We start from the raw sequence: 14,663 nt of genomic DNA, 5'->3' as shown, positions 1-14,663 counted from the left end.
ATCATCACCCGGAAGGAGATCGACATAATCGTCGACGCAACCGCGAAGTCGATCGAGACGACCTATCGCGCGCTGAGGGCCGAGAATGCGATATGAACAGAGCGCCAACGGAAGCGAGCCGGGTTCGACGCCGTCCCGAGTAACCAACGTGGTGGTCCCTGGGATGAACTTTCCCACGGACCAGACATTTGACATCAGCCGGCCATTAGAACTGGTAGCCCATTGACGTCCCATTGGTGAAGACGGGTTGACAGCCAATTTCACGCCGAACCGACCGAAACTGCTAAACTTGAAGCCGTCAGATTCTAAGCATGCTTCAGACTTCGATCAAGCGGTAACCAAATCAGTTCTGCCGCCGCTGTCCTGTTGCCCAACGACCGGGGCGTTTGTGCGGCGCGCCCTGCCGGTGTACCTCCCCGCCGGCGGGGCGCCTTTTTTACCAGATGGATCTGCGTGATTGTAGCGCGTCCGCAATCGACAGTTCGAGAAGGAGATCATCTGCAAATCCGGATGCACATCGAGCTTCGATATTTCTATTCACTATGGCAACCGCCCACAATCGCAGCTTCGGACCCGCGGCTTAGGGCAGCCGGCGTCGAGGTCGCGTGCACATCCTTTCATATGATCCAAGGTCCGGAGAGTAGTCACCGCTGTGAATATTCTTCAGCGTCGAATCTCGTGGGCAAGTCTTCTCGCCGTAGGTTGCTAAGTCCCAGGTTTAATTGAAACAGCCGCAGGACAAAATGCAGCTCGTCTTCGAAACTTTGCTGGATCAGTTGTCTTTAAGCGTTGATGAAGTCGACTTCCATAACGCACTCGCCAACGCTGCCGGCGCCTTCGACATTCCCGCATTCGCCTATCTGTCTCTGGTGTCTGATCGCGTCACGGAACCCAGGCTGATATCGAACTATCATTCCGGGTGGACGTCGCACTACATGCGCCAACAATATGAAAGGATCGACCCCGTTATAGAATGGGCACGATGCAGCGAATGTCCCTTTCAGTGGGGACCGGGATTCGGCCATGCCGGCATTTCAACGCGACAGCAACAGCTTTTCGATGAGGCTGCCGAATTCGGCATCTGCTGCGGACTGACGATTCCCCTTGTCGATCGCCGCGGCGGTGTCGCTGCCATGACCTTCGCGGCAGACAGGCTCGATCCGACCTTCCTGCGCGTAGCCGAGCAATATGAGCAGGCGCTCGAGATTATGGCGATGTGCTTTCACATTGGCGTTCGCCGCAAGCTTTCCGGTGGTCTAACGGTGGATGGTGTTTCGCTGACGCCACGTGAGTACGAATGCCTGGAATGGACGGCAAAGGGCAAGTCCGCCTGGGAGATCGGCTGCATCTTGGGCATCAAGGAGCGCACGGCCGCTTTCCATCTGGACAATGCCAAGAAGAAGCTCGGCGTGCGAACCAAAAATCAGGCGGTGACGCTGCTGGCCTCCTCAAGATCATCAATCCTCTGACGAACAGAATCCCTCCTTGATCTACCTGTGCAAATGCACAGGCAGTCGCGGCATGAAGGTTCGCCTCCAATGGCAGGGTCATACCTGCCAGGAGACCATCATGATTGAGCTTATTGCGCCCGGCTGGTACGGCGCCTTCGACGAACTTCACGAAATGCACCGGCTGCGCTACCACGTCTTGAAGGAGCGGCTCGGCTGGAAGGTGTGCACCGCCGGCGGCTTCGAGATCGATTCACTCGAAGCCGTGAAACCCCACTATCTTGTGTTGCGCTGTTCCGCCGGTCGCGTCGAGGGCGGCGTACGCCCTCTGCCCTCGACGGGGCCGAAGATGCTCCCAGACGTCTTTTCGACGCTGTTGGAAGGAAGAACGACACCCGGTTACGGATTTGCCCACAGAGCTATTCCTGCGTCGCGCCGGATGGCCGCTCGCCCGGATCGGTCCGCCCCAGACAATCGGTACCACGAGCACCTTTGCCGGCTTTTTGGATGTCTCAGAGGAGAGCCTTGCTGCGGTCCGCCACAATGGCGGTCCTGTGCTGTGGACGCCGGTGATCTGCGCGGGCGCCTGATATGGTTATGAATGGTAATGACGCCGACTGGCCGGACTGGCAGGATGAGAAATCCTATCTCTATACGCGCTACCTGACGCAACGCGGCTGGGCCTGGGAATTCCTTCGGCGCAATCCGGCCTTCCAGCGTGACTTGAGGCACGCGCTTGAGCACGCAGAATTTGCAGAAAGGCGCTTCGACGTAGAAGTGGTGAGATCGTCGCTCGATCTGACGCGGTGGGGGCTCCTGTTTCGCAAGCTCGTTGAGGCCTGAAGCGAATGTGTTCTGGTGCTCCCGCCAATGCCCGCACGTTCTGCCGGTCATTGCAGAAAAGGCATTGTCGCCCGAAACGCTTTCGTTTGATCTCGCTGCATTGCCATGTCGAGCGGCAATCGTGATCACGGAGGACGGCCGCCAGCACGTAGTGCTGCGAAATGCTCACCGGCACCTTCAGCTTGTCGTCGAAGGCGCGGAGATTTTGCGCCCCGTACGGCTTTCCGTCGACGCGATCTGGCCCGCCGACCGGATAAGGCAGCACCTGAATGCGCTCGAATGCCTTAATGCTCTTCAGGCGACTGGACAATTTCCCGACACGCTGTTTCCTGCCGAAGCGCGCGCCAGCCGTCTGCGCTTTGTCCTCCAGGCGCTTGACGGCTCGCTAGTCGGTGCTTCGCACCGTGAAATCGCAAGGGCCCTGTTGGGCCGGCAACGCGTCCAGGCCGACTGGACGGATCCGCGCAACCACCTTCGCGATCGCATTCGCCGTGCCGTCCGGCGCGGTCACATGCTCATGGATCATGGCTATCAGGATTTCCTCGCCGGAAAGTGATTTGAATAGTTCACCTGGAGGCAGTCAACGCGCGAACAGTTCCTTGTATCCAGTCGTAACTATCCAGTTTGCCCGATCGAGATGACTGCGAACCGCCATTCGGGCGCGCTCAGGTTCTCGCATCGGATCGATGCCGAGGACGAGCTGCGCCATCTCGTCTTCGCTGGCATCGTCGGCGGACGCGTCCAGGAGCCTCATATATATCGTGAAGTGCTCGTTGTCGTATGCGGTCACACGGTCCGACCACGGGACTTCGTCTTGAACTTTGGGTTTCATCGCGACCTCCTGCGGTTCGGGTTTGTCGTTATCTTGAGGGGCAAGACATCTGCTTGTTGGACCAATCATATCGAATAGGAACGATCGTTCCTAGAACGATAGTTCCGGTTCTGGTCCCTTTCTTCCCATGGACCTCAAGGAGGTCATGGCGATCAACATGCGTCGTTTGCGCCATGATCAGGACCTGACGCAGGAAGAATTGGCTGCCCGCGCAGAGCTGAGCATGCGCTATGTGGGCTCGATCGAGCGTGCTCGGGTTTCCGCAAGCGTCAGTGTGCTTGGCCAGCTCGCAAAAGCGCTTGATGTTGATCCTTGTGAGTTGATCAGGCCGCAGTAACAAACGCGATCCGGCCCATCCCGGATTCCAAAATCAAGCTTGATGGCGCGCAACCGGCCGCCAGTGAACTGAGCCCGCTTTCTTCGAGCAGACCATCCGCGTGCTCCCATGGCGCAACTTGCGTGACCAACAACGCTGCTGTTTGGACGAATTGCGCGAGGACAAGGGAGAAGACCGGCTTGAGGCAGGAGCAGCTTGCCGAGATTCCAGCTTCGCCCTGCAATACACCAGCGGTCGGAGAAGGGCAAAAGAAACCCAACTATCGTCACGCATTATGAACTGGCACAAGCCCTCCGTGTCCGCCACATCGATCCGGACCGACCACCATTAAGCGCTATCTGGAATACGCCGATGCGCCGCGGTACATTTCAGCCGCATCCGTCGTGTAAATGATGCTGCGCGCACTTGGATAGGCGAAGAGGCACGACGTGGTGCCAGTCGCGCCGCCAGCTCTGAGTGATCGCCGGGTATGCCGGCCGAGTCGCCTGCCGCGAATCCTCCAGGGCCTTCATGCCGGGTTGGCGTCCGCGCCTCGCCAAATGGCGCTGAGAGTCGGCACGACGGTTTTGCGCTCCTTCCGTGACACGAAATCTTAAATGGCGGATCAGGTGCACCATGCAGCGTAGCTTTGCCGCCTGGAAAAAGGTAGTTCGCCAGCCTTGCCGTCTTACCACCTCTGAAGTTCGTTGCGTTCTTGTGTAGGCATTGCAACAGATACTTCAAGGAAATTCACGGAATCGTTGCGACTTCAATTCGCTGTCAATGGTAGTTTCACCACTAATTTCAAATTCAGTGGCGGCAGAAATCTGGTGTCGTTTTATGTTCCACCGCCGAACAGCATTTGCGAAGAGCGCGAAATGACAAAGCCAGCAGGACAAGGGTTTGGTACTTCTATTTGGCGTAGTGCTGACCAATGATGATACTTGTCGATCGCCTAATGACAGCAGCACATCTTGATCGGCTAAGGATTCTGGGCCTTTGCGCGCATGCCGACCTGACTGTCTGCGAACTAGCAGAGATTCTGGATCTACGTCGCGAGCACGTCGTGCGACACGTCCGGAGGCTCGCCAGAGCCGAGTTTCTTTGCGGCAACGGACAACGTCCTTGGTCCTCATATCATCTCAATACAGTGGGCAAGGACCGAGGTTTGGTTCAATTCTTGGTCGATCTCCTGCCCCACGACGATGGGCCTCATAAGCGGGACCTGGAGCGGCTCGAGGCGGTACAAGACGGGCGGGCCAAGGGGACCGCCTGCTTGATGGGGAATAGATCCATCCAATTGGAGCGCGAATTGCCATGAGCAACTGCGCCGAGGGTGCCATCGCGCAGCCCGACACTTTCGGACGGTCTTCCTTGGTCCACGTCGATTACCGCGTTCACGAACTGCTTCTACGACAGAGGCGGCAGGAGCGGACGACGCTCAAACTCATCGCGTCCGAGAACTTTGCCTCCTCGGCCGTTCTGGAAGCGACCGGCTCCATCTTCGCGAACAAGTATGCGGAGGGCTACCCGGGTGCGCGCTACTACGCGGGAAACGAGATTGTCGATGAGCTTGAGACCCTGGCCATCGAGCGCCTGAAGACGCTATTTGGTAGTGAACACGCCAACGTCCAGCCATATTCCGGCTCGCCGGCCAATCAGGCTGTCTATCGGGCGCTTTTGATTCCCGGAGACAAAGTCATGGGCTTGCCTTTACCCGAAGGCGGCCATCTGACGCACGGTTGGGCAGTCAACTTCTCCGGCACCGATTATCAGCGAGTCCCATACAGGCTGCACGAAAAGACGCAGCAAATCGACTATGACCGTTTGCGCGAGACCGCCAAGCGGGAACTCCCGAAGCTAATTTGGGTCGGCGGAACTGCTTATGCGCGGATTTTTGATTACGCGGCAATGGCCGAAATCGCTGCGGAGGCGAACGCCTATCTTGTGGCCGACATTGCGCACATCAGCGGCCTTATTATCGCCGGAGCGCATCCGAATCCCGTGGCCCATTGCGACGTCGTCACCAGCACGTCTCATAAGTCGATCCGCGGGCCCCGTGGAGGCTTTATTCTGTCGAAGAATGAAGATCGCTATCAGGCGCTTTATCATCCGAACAGCCAACACAATCTGGCCAAACGCATAGACCGCGCCGTGTTCCCTCTCCTGCAAGGCGGACCGCATATGAATACTATCGCCGCGCTTGCCGTCGCTTTGCAGGAAGCAGCGAACCCGTCCTTTCGTATCTACGGTCAGCAGATCGTGAACAACGCCAAGGCTCTGGCCCAGGCGCTTCTGGAGCGAGGTTATGAACTCGTCACCGGGGGCACTGACAATCACATGCTAATCCTTGATCTTCGGAACCGGCCGCTGTCAGGCAAAGCCTATGCCGAGCGCTTATCGCGTGCAGGTATCATTGCGAATTTCAATATGGTGCCGGGTGACCGGCGGCATCCGGCGCTCACAAGCGGCATCCGCTTGGGGACCCCAGCCGTGACGTCCATGGGCATGCGCGAGACGGAGATGGCGCAGATCGCAGATTTCATCGACTCGGTCTGCCGCCAGCCCGATGACCAGGAAGTTCATGCCAGCGTACGAAGAGAGGTTGCCGACTTCTGCACTGCGTTCGAGGTCCCCGGCATCACCGACCGATAACCCACCCCAATCCACAAACTTCTCACCTAACTCCATCACTTGAAGCGAGGGCATTCCATGACCAGACAGTTTGTGTTCTCTTCCGAATCCGTCGGTGCGGGACACCCGGATAAGTTGGCAGACAACATATCGGATGCCATCCTCGATGCGGTCCTTCGCGAGGATCCTAAGGCGCGCGTCGCTTGTGAAGCATTGGTGAAGACGTGTGAAACGTTGGTGAAGACAGGGATGGTCGTTCTGGCTGGCGAGATCACCACCCATGCGAAGATCGATTACAGCCAAGTCGCCCGCGATACGATACTCGATATTGGCTATGACGACGACGCCATCGGCTTTGATGGTCGACGTTGCGCCGTCGTTCTGGCTCTCACCGAGCAGTCGCCCGACATCAGCCAGGGCGTTGACGAAGGACGAGGGCAGGATCTCGAGCAGGGGGCGGGGGATCAGGGCCTCATGTTTGGATTCGCATGCAACGAGACGGATACATTGATGCCCTTGCCGATCCAACTCGCTCACCGTTTGACGAAAAGACAGGCAGAGATCCGGAAAACGGGAGAGCTTGGCTGGCTGCGTCCGGACGTGAAATCTCAAGTGTCGGTACGCTACGAGGGTCTCCGCCCGGTAGCGCTGGATACGATAGTCCTGTCGACGCAGCATGACGAGGCAGTCTCCCAAGAAACAGTCCGCGAAGGCGTCATTGAGGAGATCATTAAGCCGCTCTTGCCGCCCGACTTGGATACGACGGGGATCAGATTTCTGGTCAACCCAACAGGGCGATTCGTGGTCGGTGGGCCTGCCGGCGACTGCGGCCTCACTGGACGCAAGATCATCGTCGATTCCTACGGTGGAACGGGGCGTCACGGCGGCGGCGCCTTTTCGGGCAAGGACCCATCCAAGGTTGACCGCTCGGCCGCCTATGCGGCGCGGTACGTCGCAAAGAATATCGTTGCCAGCGGCCTTGCAGAGGTCTGCGAGGTTCAGCTTGCTTACGCGATCGGCGTGGCCAGTCCGGTTTCTGTCATGGTCAACACATTCGGAACCGCAAGGATTGAGGAAAAAAAGATCGAGCGCCTTATTCTTGAGCTTTTCGATCTCCGACCGAAAGGCATCATCAAGATGCTTGATCTCTTACGCCCGATATACCGCAAGACCGCGACATACGGGCACTTCGGCCGTGAAGAGCCTGAGTTCACCTGGGAAAAGACGGACAGAGCCGACGACTTGCTGCGTGAAGCAGGACCGGCAGCTGCGTGAGGGCCGTTGGATCAAGCGAATGCGGCAATCCATTTCAACTCGCTAGACCCGCGCCCGGCCGGCATGGCAGAAAGCCGGTGGCTCGTTGGCGGAGATTTTGATGCCGGAATATGACGTGCTTTGCATCGGCAATGCCATTGTGGACATCATCGCGCAGTGCGACGAGGCGTTCCTGGAGACGAACGGCATCATCAAGGGCGCGATGAACCTGATCGACACGAGGCGCGCCGAGCTGCTCTACAGCCGCATGGGACCGGCGATCGAGGCTTCCGGCGGAAGCGCCGGCAACACCGCCGCCGGCGTCGCCAGCCTCGGCGGACGGGCCGCTTTCTTCGGCAAAGTGTCGAACGACGCGCTGGGCGAAATCTACACGCACGACATTAAGGCCCAGGGCGTGGCCTTCGATACCGGGCCGCTCGAGGGCGAACCGCCGACGGCGCGCTCGATGATCTTCGTCACGCCCGACGGCGAGCGTTCGATGAACACCTATCTCGGCGCCTGCGTCGAGCTTGGTCCGGAGGATGTCGAGGCAGACAAGGCCGCCGGCGCCAAGGTGACCTATTTCGAGGGTTATCTGTGGGATCCGCCGCGCGCCAAGGAAGCGATCCGCCAGACGGCCAAGCTGGCGCACGCGGCGGGCCGCGAAGTGTCGATGACGCTGTCGGATTCCTTCTGCGTCGACCGCTATCGCGACGAATTCCTCGAGCTGATGCGTTCGGGCACCGTCGACATCGTCTTTGCCAACAGCCACGAGATCAAGTCGCTCTACCAGACCGCTTCCTTCGAGGAGGCGCTCGCCGCCATCCGCAAGGATTGCAGAATAGCCGCCGTCACCCGTTCCGAAAAAGGCTCGGTCATCGTGCGCGGCGACGAGACCGTCACCATCCAGGCGACGAAGATCAAGGAACTGGTCGACACGACTGGAGCCGGCGATCTCTATGCCGCCGGCTTCCTTTTCGGCTACACGACCGGACGCAGCCTCAAGGATTGCGGCGATCTGGGCTCACTGGCCGCCGGGCTGGTGATCCAGCAGATCGGCCCGCGCCCGCGCCAGAATCTGCGCCGTGAGGCCGAGCAGGCCGGGTCGATCTAGCCGGGCGATTCAACGACGGGCTGCCCGTCTCCCCTCCTGCGGACCGTGCGGGGCGGTGCGCGTAAATCGAAATGCCGGATGCGCATCCGCGTGAGAAGCAGCCGCGGCATGCCACGATCGATAAGGGTGAGTGTCGCCCTCCAGTGCGAACCTTCTGCCGTGCGATATGGGGAATCGTTCCGATCAGTAGCTCGACCTGTCGCATATCTTGCTCACCCGCCGTGGTCGACCTCGTGTGTCAACAGGTCGGCCGTGCGATACAGCGGGTAAGCGGCCGACTCGTGAATTGACATGAACGCATCGCCCGATTGAGTTTATCCTGCCGGGAGAGCAGTGCGCTGTTCAAGCCACTTGGACGATCATGGGCAGACATAAGGACCATCGTGAGCCACGCCAGCATCGCCATGACGATGACACGGTTCTTTTGCTGAACGGTCTTCCGAGCCAAGCTACTTTGTCCGTTCGTCGACCGTAACCGCACCCGCTGTCGACGCCGACGTCATCGATTCAACACCAGCAAGGGTTTTGGCTTTTTCAAATTGCCGGAGGGCGTCTAGGCACATCCGGGTGCTGCAGGCGGCCGGGAGCCGCGGTGTTTCCGAGGCAAGGCGTCTCAAGGTCACGACGGAAGAAAGTCCAAAAGGTCACCAGGTCTCTCAGGTGCTGGAGGTCGATCGCGAAACACACACGCGTAGCGCTGGAGAGCCCGCCGCCGGGACGAGCGCCCAGTTGGAGAGCGAGGGCACGGTCAAGTGGTACAATGCGCAAAAGGGCTTCGGCTTCCTTGCTCCTCAAAACCGTGAGAAGGACATCTTCGTTCATGCCACCGCGCTGACCCGCTCAGGACTGGGCACGCCGATCGAGGGTCAGAAGGTGTTTGTCCAATGCGGGCAGGGCCAGAAAGGCCCGGGGGTTCGGAGCATTCGCCTCGCTTAAAGCCAATGCGTTGGTCCAAGACTGAAATCGCACCTTAGACAAAGAAAAAGCCCGCTGCCGGGAGGAGGTGGCAGCGGGCTCTGTTTCGAATGAGACACGGGAGGAGGTGCGCCCCATTCAGCGTCGGCACCATATCTGGGAGGAGTAGATGGCCGACAACATGAGCATATCGATAGCCGCGGATATTGCAACGCACAAATCGTATCTCGCAGGTGCGAAATCATGCCGCATCGGCTTGGTCGATCTGAAAAAAAATTGTGGTCAGGCTCCGCCATTCTTGCGGGCACGCTTGGCAGGTGCCGAGGTTTCCGGTTCCTTCGGCTTGCGGCCCAGACCCATGGTCTTGGCCAATGCCGAGCGGGCCGCAGCGTAGTTTGGCGCCACCATGGGATAGTCCGCCGGCAGCCCCCATTTTGCGCGATATTCATCGGGCGTAAGGCCATGGTGGGTAGCCAGGTGACGCTTAAGCGACTTGAACTTCTTACCGTCCTCAAGGCTGACAATGTAATCGGGTGTAACCGATTTTCTGATCGGTACGGCAGGGTTGAGAGGTTCCGACTTTTCTGGTGCGGCACCACCGGCACTGGTTTTCAATGCGATGTGGATCTGGCCGATAAGCCCAGGCAGTTCACCGACGGGAACCGGATTGTTCGAAACATAGGCTGAGACGACATGGGCGGTGAGTTCGATGAGGTTGTCAGCTTTCGTCTCGGTTTCTTCGGTCATGAAAACGCTCCTGCCGGCTTAGACTGGGTGGTGGAGAATCAATTCATAGCTAAATAGTGACGACCGCGTTTGATGGCAACCAAGCCATTGCACGATCTGTTGGCGGATCGCTACACACCCGGCCGCAGTCGCAGGATATTCCTCTTCAACCGTCATCGTCCTGACAACACCGCTGTGCCATGGTTGTGCCGCGTCCGATGCGGGGCGCCTCTTCACGCAAATTGGTTACGGATAGTTTGGAGAAACGAATGAACGCTAAGGCTTTCAGCAACCCCCTTTTCGTGAAGCGCTCAACGCACATCATCCAAGAGATTGCCGGCCTTGCGGATGCCATCGATTTTCTCAACGAGTGGCCGGAAGATCGCAGAGACATGATCCACAAGGTCGCCCTGAGGGCATGCTACGATGCATACGATGGGCGCAAGCCGGTAAGCACGGCTCGCAACGCCTTTTTCGGCTTTGCGAAACGGGTCGCCATATTGGAAGATCCAACCTCGGCGATGAAGTGGATTGCCGCCTGCAGATCGGGCAGTGGAAAAGTGCAGGTGTAGCCTTCGACGACATGTTTGAGGCTGGCAAGGCGCGTCAAACAGTGCAGTATGTTCAGGTTCCACAGCTAGACTACGCGAATGAGAAGCAGTTCCTCACCACCGACTCCAAGAGCGCAGATCGCACGCAACCTGACTATGGCCAGACGCAGCTCATGGCGATCGCTTGGTCGCCAATGGTCCGCTTAAGTGGTCCAGGTGCATCGGTCGCGTTCGACTGAGTAAACAAATACGACCCGCGCGGTTTGCCGCATAGTAGCTGTGGAGGAGGGGGGATGACCGGGTTGATCAGATTTGAGAGGCCAGTCGTTGTTCAGGTCAGCCGCCGCAGCTCAGAGCGTATCGTGTTCGACGTCAACGACGCGGCCGCTATCTTGCTGCGGGATCTGCATCATGAGACCGATAAACGCAGAATAGCGATGGAGGCCTGTCTGCAGGTGTTACGCGGTAAGACCCATGCGCCAGCCGCTCGACGAGCTTTCGTCGCAGCCGCGCTCGAAGCACGCATTCTACGCAACGATTGAGATTTATGACGCCGCTTGCGCGGTCCGAACACCGCTGCCGGCATCCGCCAGGAGCAAGCCAACCCCGCACTTTCCGCGATGGCTTTCCTGGTCGCGAGTGGGATCTTCCACCATCAAAACGCAACGGTCCGCCAGCCAAGCTGCGGTCGCTCGGCTTCGCCTTCGCGGCGATCGTAATCGGAGACAGAGGCAGACGGGCCATTGAGCGAGAGTTGGCCCGCTGCAGATGACAAAGCGCGATGCCGCCTCGATAGTCTACAGAAGTGCCGTTTGAATGTTCCCCTGCTTAGCGCTGCATCCGGTTTCCCGGAACACCCTTGGACCGGCGCCACGTGATCGCCGATGCCTCTCCCGATGATCGCCGATCGTCGGAGTGGAGGTCTCGGCGTCGGAAAGATGATAGTGATATTGGACTATCCCAATCCGGAGTAGTCCGAAACCCGCTGGAGGTCAGCCGTCTCGTTTCTGGCCGGCTCATTTGAGGGCCGGCCTTCGATCGCTCACCAGCCCCGGCCTTTGGAACAGCTGGCTTGGACGCGCCATAACAAGGTCCGCGACAGACCAAGCTTGCCGAGGTTTCGTCAGCGGCAGCTCGATTTCTTTGGGTGAGCCGGATAGACTCGCCCGCGGTGTAGCGTCGCCGCTCACCGCCGGCGAGTGTCACCGAGCCCTACGCCGTCTGCGCTTTTTCCCGAATTGCGCGTGCCGCAGCCACCATGTTCGCCAGGGCAGGCCGGACCTCCTCCCATCTGCGCGTTTTGAGACCGCAGTCGGGATTCACCCACACTTGGTCATCCAGCAATCGTTCCCGCGCAAGCATGATGAGGTTGGAAATCTCGCCCACTTCCGGGACCCGCGGCGAGTGAATGTCATAGACGCCAGGTCCGATGTCGTTCGGATACTTGAAGGTTCGAAGCGTATCGAGCAGTTCCATCTGCGAGCGCGAGGTTTCAATGGAGATCACATCGGCATCCATTGCGGCAATCGCGTCCACGATGTCGCCGAACTCGGAGTAGCACATATGGGTGTGGATCTGGGTCGCATCGCTGACGGCCGTCGAAGCCAGCCGGAAGCATTCGACGGCCCAGTCGAGATAGGCCTCCCAGTCGGCCGCGCGCAGCGGCAAGCCCTCGCGCAGTGCGGCCTCGTCGATCTGGATCATCTTGGCGCCGGCCTTTTCAAGGTCGCTCACTTCATCGCGAATGGCGAGCGCGACCTGGCGGCAGACGGCTGAGCGCGGAAGGTCGTCTCGGACGAAGGACCAGTTGAGGATCGTCACCGGGCCGGTAAGCATGCCCTTCACCGGCTTCAGCGTTAGCGACTGGGCATATCGCCACCAATTCAGTGTCATCGGATTTTGTCGCGACACATCTCCAATGATGATCGGGGGGCGCACAAAGCGCGAGCCATAGCTCTGCACCCACCCGTGTTGAGTGAAGGCGAAGCCGCAGAGCTGCTCGGCGAAATATTGCACCATATCGTTGCGCTCGAATTCGCCGTGGACCAGCACGTCGAGTCCAATCTCTTCTTGCCAGCGAACGGCGGCTTTTATCTCTTTCTTCAGGAACGCTTCATAGTCGATGTAACTCAGCTGGCCTTTGGCATGAGCTGCCCGCGCCTTGCGAATCTCGGCTGTTTGCGGGAAGGAGCCGATCGTCGTGGTGGGAAAGGAGGGCAAACCAAATGCGTCGGCCTGAAGCTTGGAGCGGACGGCAAATGCGCTCTTCCGGCGCGTCATGCCGACCTTGATGGTGGCGATCCGGCCTTCGACCAGCGGATCATGCACCTTCGCGGATGTCGCGCGAACGGCGGCAACCTCAGCCGACGCCTCCAGTTCGGCGGCAACTGCGTCCCGGCCTTCGGCCAGGGCACGGGCGAGCACGACCAGCTCGTCGGTCTTTTGCGCTGCGAAGGCGAGCCACGACCTCACATCCGCATCGAGAGCCGTCTCCACGTCCAGGTCGATCGGCACATGCAGCATCGAGCAAGACGGGGCAATCTCCACCCGCTCCAGCGGCCAACCGGCGACGATCGACTTTATACGGTCAAGTATGGCAGGCAGGTTCGCGCGCCAGACGTTGCGTCCGTCGATCAGCCCGAGCGAGAGCACAAGTTCCTTCTGCGCGAGCCGGCCCACGGCCTCCAACTGCTCTGGAGCGCGCACGAGATCCACGTGCAGTCCCGCCACGGGCAGAGAAATTGCGGTCTCGAGATTGTCTCCCAGCGATCCGAAATAGGTAGCGACCATGATCTTCAACTCGGGTGCTGCTGCTTTCGACAGCCGGGAGTAGGCGAATTGGAGCGCATCCCGTTCGTTGGGAATCAAATCGAGCACGAGCGCCGGCTCATCGATCTGGACCCAATCGGCTCCCGCGAGCTTCAGCCTCTGCAGGAGCTCCTCGTAGACGGGCAGCAGCCGCGGCAGGAGCGCGATAGGGTTGAAACCTTTCTCAGATGACTTCGCCAACTTGAGAAAGGTAACCGGTCCAAGCAGGACCGGGCGGGTGTGGATGCCGAGCGCCTTGGCCTCGAGGAAATGATCCACCGGTTTCGCCGACGAGAGGGCAAAGCTCTGATCGTCCGTGAGTTCCGGCACAATGTAATGGTAGTTGGTGTCGAACCATTTGGTCATTTCCATCGCGGCAAGCCCATGCCCATTGGCCGCATGCTCGTCACCGGCATGTCCACAATCCGCGGCCTGACCTTGATTGCCGCGCGCCATGGCGAAATAGATATCGAGTGGGACCTCGCCGCCAGTCCAGGCGTATCGTGCCGGCACGGCGCCGACCATGGCGACTGTGTCGAGCACATGGTCATAAAGTGAGAAATCGTTGGACGGGATTTTCGACACGCCGCGATCGTGCTGCTCCCTCCAGCTAGCGGCACGCAGCGTCTTCGCCGTCGCGAGCAAGTCGGCAGCGGGAGATTTTCCGGACCAGTAGTTTTCAAGCGCGAATTTCAGTTCCCGCCGTCGACCGATACGCGGCACGCCGAGCGTTGCTACAGGAATTCGTTGAGAGACAGTCATGCCATTACCCCGATGGTTGGGGCGGGGGACAAGGAACCCGCGAATAGGCGGCACGAAGCCGAGCTACCGCGACCACCGGACACCCCGCCCGTGGACGTTGTTCGTCGTGGCAGGTCTCCTGGCTCGCGGGTCAAAGCCTGTGCCCGTCTTCCCGAGGCCGTTCGCCTCAGTGACATCAATGGGCTTGGCTCGCCGCTAACAGTTGCGGGGGCAGCGCCGGCATCGCAACTACGGCAGTGCCGCGCGGAGAACCATGACATGCGCACAATCACAGCAGCTTCGCTGCTTGTCAATACCATATAACGAGATGTTTATGTGATTATGCGAAAAGCGCCTTGCGCTGGTCGGTCTCTTTCGTCCGAATATGCCCCCGAGCCGGGCAGGCGGAACTGCCCAAAGCTTGGCTCGCAGATCGGTGTCGTAGACGGGCGCGAGCAATAAGGGGGAGGTGGAGGGGGAG

At 59.3% G+C, this 14,663-nt stretch carries 14 protein-coding genes, 2 pseudogenes and 1 riboswitch; of the genes and pseudogenes, 12 read left to right on the top strand and 4 right to left on the bottom strand.

From position 1 onward, the window contains the following. Positions 1-743 precede the first annotated feature (743 nt). From CK215_RS30185 to CK215_RS30170, 4 genes are all read left to right on the top strand, one after another. Positions 744-1,469, top strand: coding sequence for a LuxR family transcriptional regulator (locus CK215_RS30185; protein WP_095833113.1), 726 nt, complete (start codon positions 744-746; stop codon positions 1,467-1,469). Positions 1,470-1,569: 100 nt separating this feature from the next. Beyond that, entirely contained in the window at positions 1,570-2,049 is a 480-nt protein-coding gene (locus CK215_RS30180) for an acyl-homoserine-lactone synthase (protein WP_348628623.1), read from the top strand. After that, on the top strand, positions 2,046-2,291 hold the full coding sequence (locus tag CK215_RS30175; RefSeq protein WP_141245595.1) for a DUF6499 domain-containing protein: 246 nt from the start codon (positions 2,046-2,048) through the stop codon (positions 2,289-2,291). Before CK215_RS30180 ends, CK215_RS30175 begins: the two co-directional genes overlap by 4 nt. Positions 2,292-2,355: 64 nt before the next feature. Next, positions 2,356-2,847 carry a DUF2285 domain-containing protein gene (locus CK215_RS30170; protein ID WP_245418874.1) on the top strand — a complete coding sequence of 164 codons (492 nt, stop codon included), beginning with the start codon at positions 2,356-2,358 and terminating at the stop codon, positions 2,845-2,847. A 24-nt stretch (positions 2,848-2,871) separates the two neighbouring features. Here the strand turns inward: CK215_RS30170 and CK215_RS30165 are convergent, their stop codons facing one another. Beyond that, a complete protein-coding gene (locus CK215_RS30165) occupies positions 2,872-3,123 on the bottom strand; it encodes a DUF2285 domain-containing protein (protein WP_095833114.1) in 252 nt (83 codons plus the stop codon). A gap of 127 nt (positions 3,124-3,250) precedes the next feature. On the opposite strand from CK215_RS30165, the gene CK215_RS30160 reads away from it, so the two are divergent. Further along, on the top strand, positions 3,251-3,460 hold the full coding sequence (locus CK215_RS30160) for a helix-turn-helix transcriptional regulator (RefSeq protein WP_010913773.1): 210 nt from the start codon (positions 3,251-3,253) through the stop codon (positions 3,458-3,460). Positions 3,461-3,582: 122 nt separating this feature from the next. Beyond that, positions 3,583-3,853 (top strand): annotated as a pseudogene (locus tag CK215_RS32180) (helix-turn-helix transcriptional regulator). On the opposite strand, the pseudogene CK215_RS31155 reads toward CK215_RS32180, so the two are convergent. Then, positions 3,828-4,080 (bottom strand): annotated as a pseudogene (locus CK215_RS31155) (transposase); the annotation flags it as partial. The pseudogenes CK215_RS32180 and CK215_RS31155 sit on opposite strands and share 26 nt — an antisense overlap. A gap of 676 nt (positions 4,081-4,756) precedes the next feature. Here CK215_RS31155 and CK215_RS30145 point away from each other — a divergent pair. The 4 genes from CK215_RS30145 to CK215_RS32355 all read left to right on the top strand — a co-directional run bounded on the left by CK215_RS30145 (position 4,757) and on the right by CK215_RS32355 (position 9,377). Beyond that, positions 4,757-6,094, top strand: a complete 1,338-nt coding sequence (locus tag CK215_RS30145; RefSeq protein WP_095833109.1) for a serine hydroxymethyltransferase — start codon at positions 4,757-4,759, stop codon at positions 6,092-6,094. A 57-nt stretch (positions 6,095-6,151) separates the two neighbouring features. Next, entirely contained in the window at positions 6,152-7,348 is a 1,197-nt protein-coding gene (gene metK, locus CK215_RS30140) for a methionine adenosyltransferase (RefSeq protein ID WP_095833108.1), read from the top strand. A 100-nt stretch (positions 7,349-7,448) separates the two neighbouring features. Next, a complete protein-coding gene (locus CK215_RS30135) occupies positions 7,449-8,441 on the top strand; it encodes an adenosine kinase (RefSeq protein ID WP_095833107.1) in 993 nt (330 codons plus the stop codon). A gap of 567 nt (positions 8,442-9,008) precedes the next feature. Beyond that, a complete protein-coding gene (locus CK215_RS32355) occupies positions 9,009-9,377 on the top strand; it encodes a cold-shock protein (protein WP_280953095.1) in 369 nt (122 codons plus the stop codon). A 261-nt stretch (positions 9,378-9,638) separates the two neighbouring features. Here the strand turns inward: CK215_RS32355 and CK215_RS30125 are convergent, their stop codons facing one another. Next, positions 9,639-10,103 carry a MucR family transcriptional regulator gene (locus CK215_RS30125; protein WP_095825985.1) on the bottom strand — a complete coding sequence of 155 codons (465 nt, stop codon included), beginning with the start codon at positions 10,101-10,103 and terminating at the stop codon, positions 9,639-9,641. A gap of 248 nt (positions 10,104-10,351) precedes the next feature. Between CK215_RS30125 and CK215_RS30120 the strand changes: the two genes are divergently transcribed. Then, positions 10,352-10,654, top strand: coding sequence for a DUF982 domain-containing protein (locus CK215_RS30120; RefSeq protein ID WP_095833106.1), 303 nt, complete (start codon positions 10,352-10,354; stop codon positions 10,652-10,654). A 272-nt stretch (positions 10,655-10,926) separates the two neighbouring features. Beyond that, entirely contained in the window at positions 10,927-11,175 is a 249-nt protein-coding gene (locus CK215_RS30110; RefSeq protein WP_095776630.1) for a DUF982 domain-containing protein, read from the top strand. Between the two features lie 670 nt (positions 11,176-11,845). Here the strand turns inward: CK215_RS30110 and metE are convergent. Beyond that, entirely contained in the window at positions 11,846-14,203 is a 2,358-nt protein-coding gene (gene metE / locus CK215_RS30105) for a 5-methyltetrahydropteroyltriglutamate--homocysteine S-methyltransferase (protein WP_095833104.1), read from the bottom strand. Between the two features lie 90 nt (positions 14,204-14,293). Continuing rightward, positions 14,294-14,518, bottom strand: a riboswitch (cobalamin riboswitch). Between the last annotated feature and the right edge of the window lie 145 nt (positions 14,519-14,663).

The sequence above is a fragment of the Mesorhizobium sp. WSM3864 genome (genome assembly GCF_002294955.1).
Classification (GTDB): domain Bacteria; phylum Pseudomonadota; class Alphaproteobacteria; order Rhizobiales; family Rhizobiaceae; genus Mesorhizobium.
Note: the sequence above shows the minus strand (reverse complement) of the source record. Positions and strands in the feature narration are given on the sequence as shown.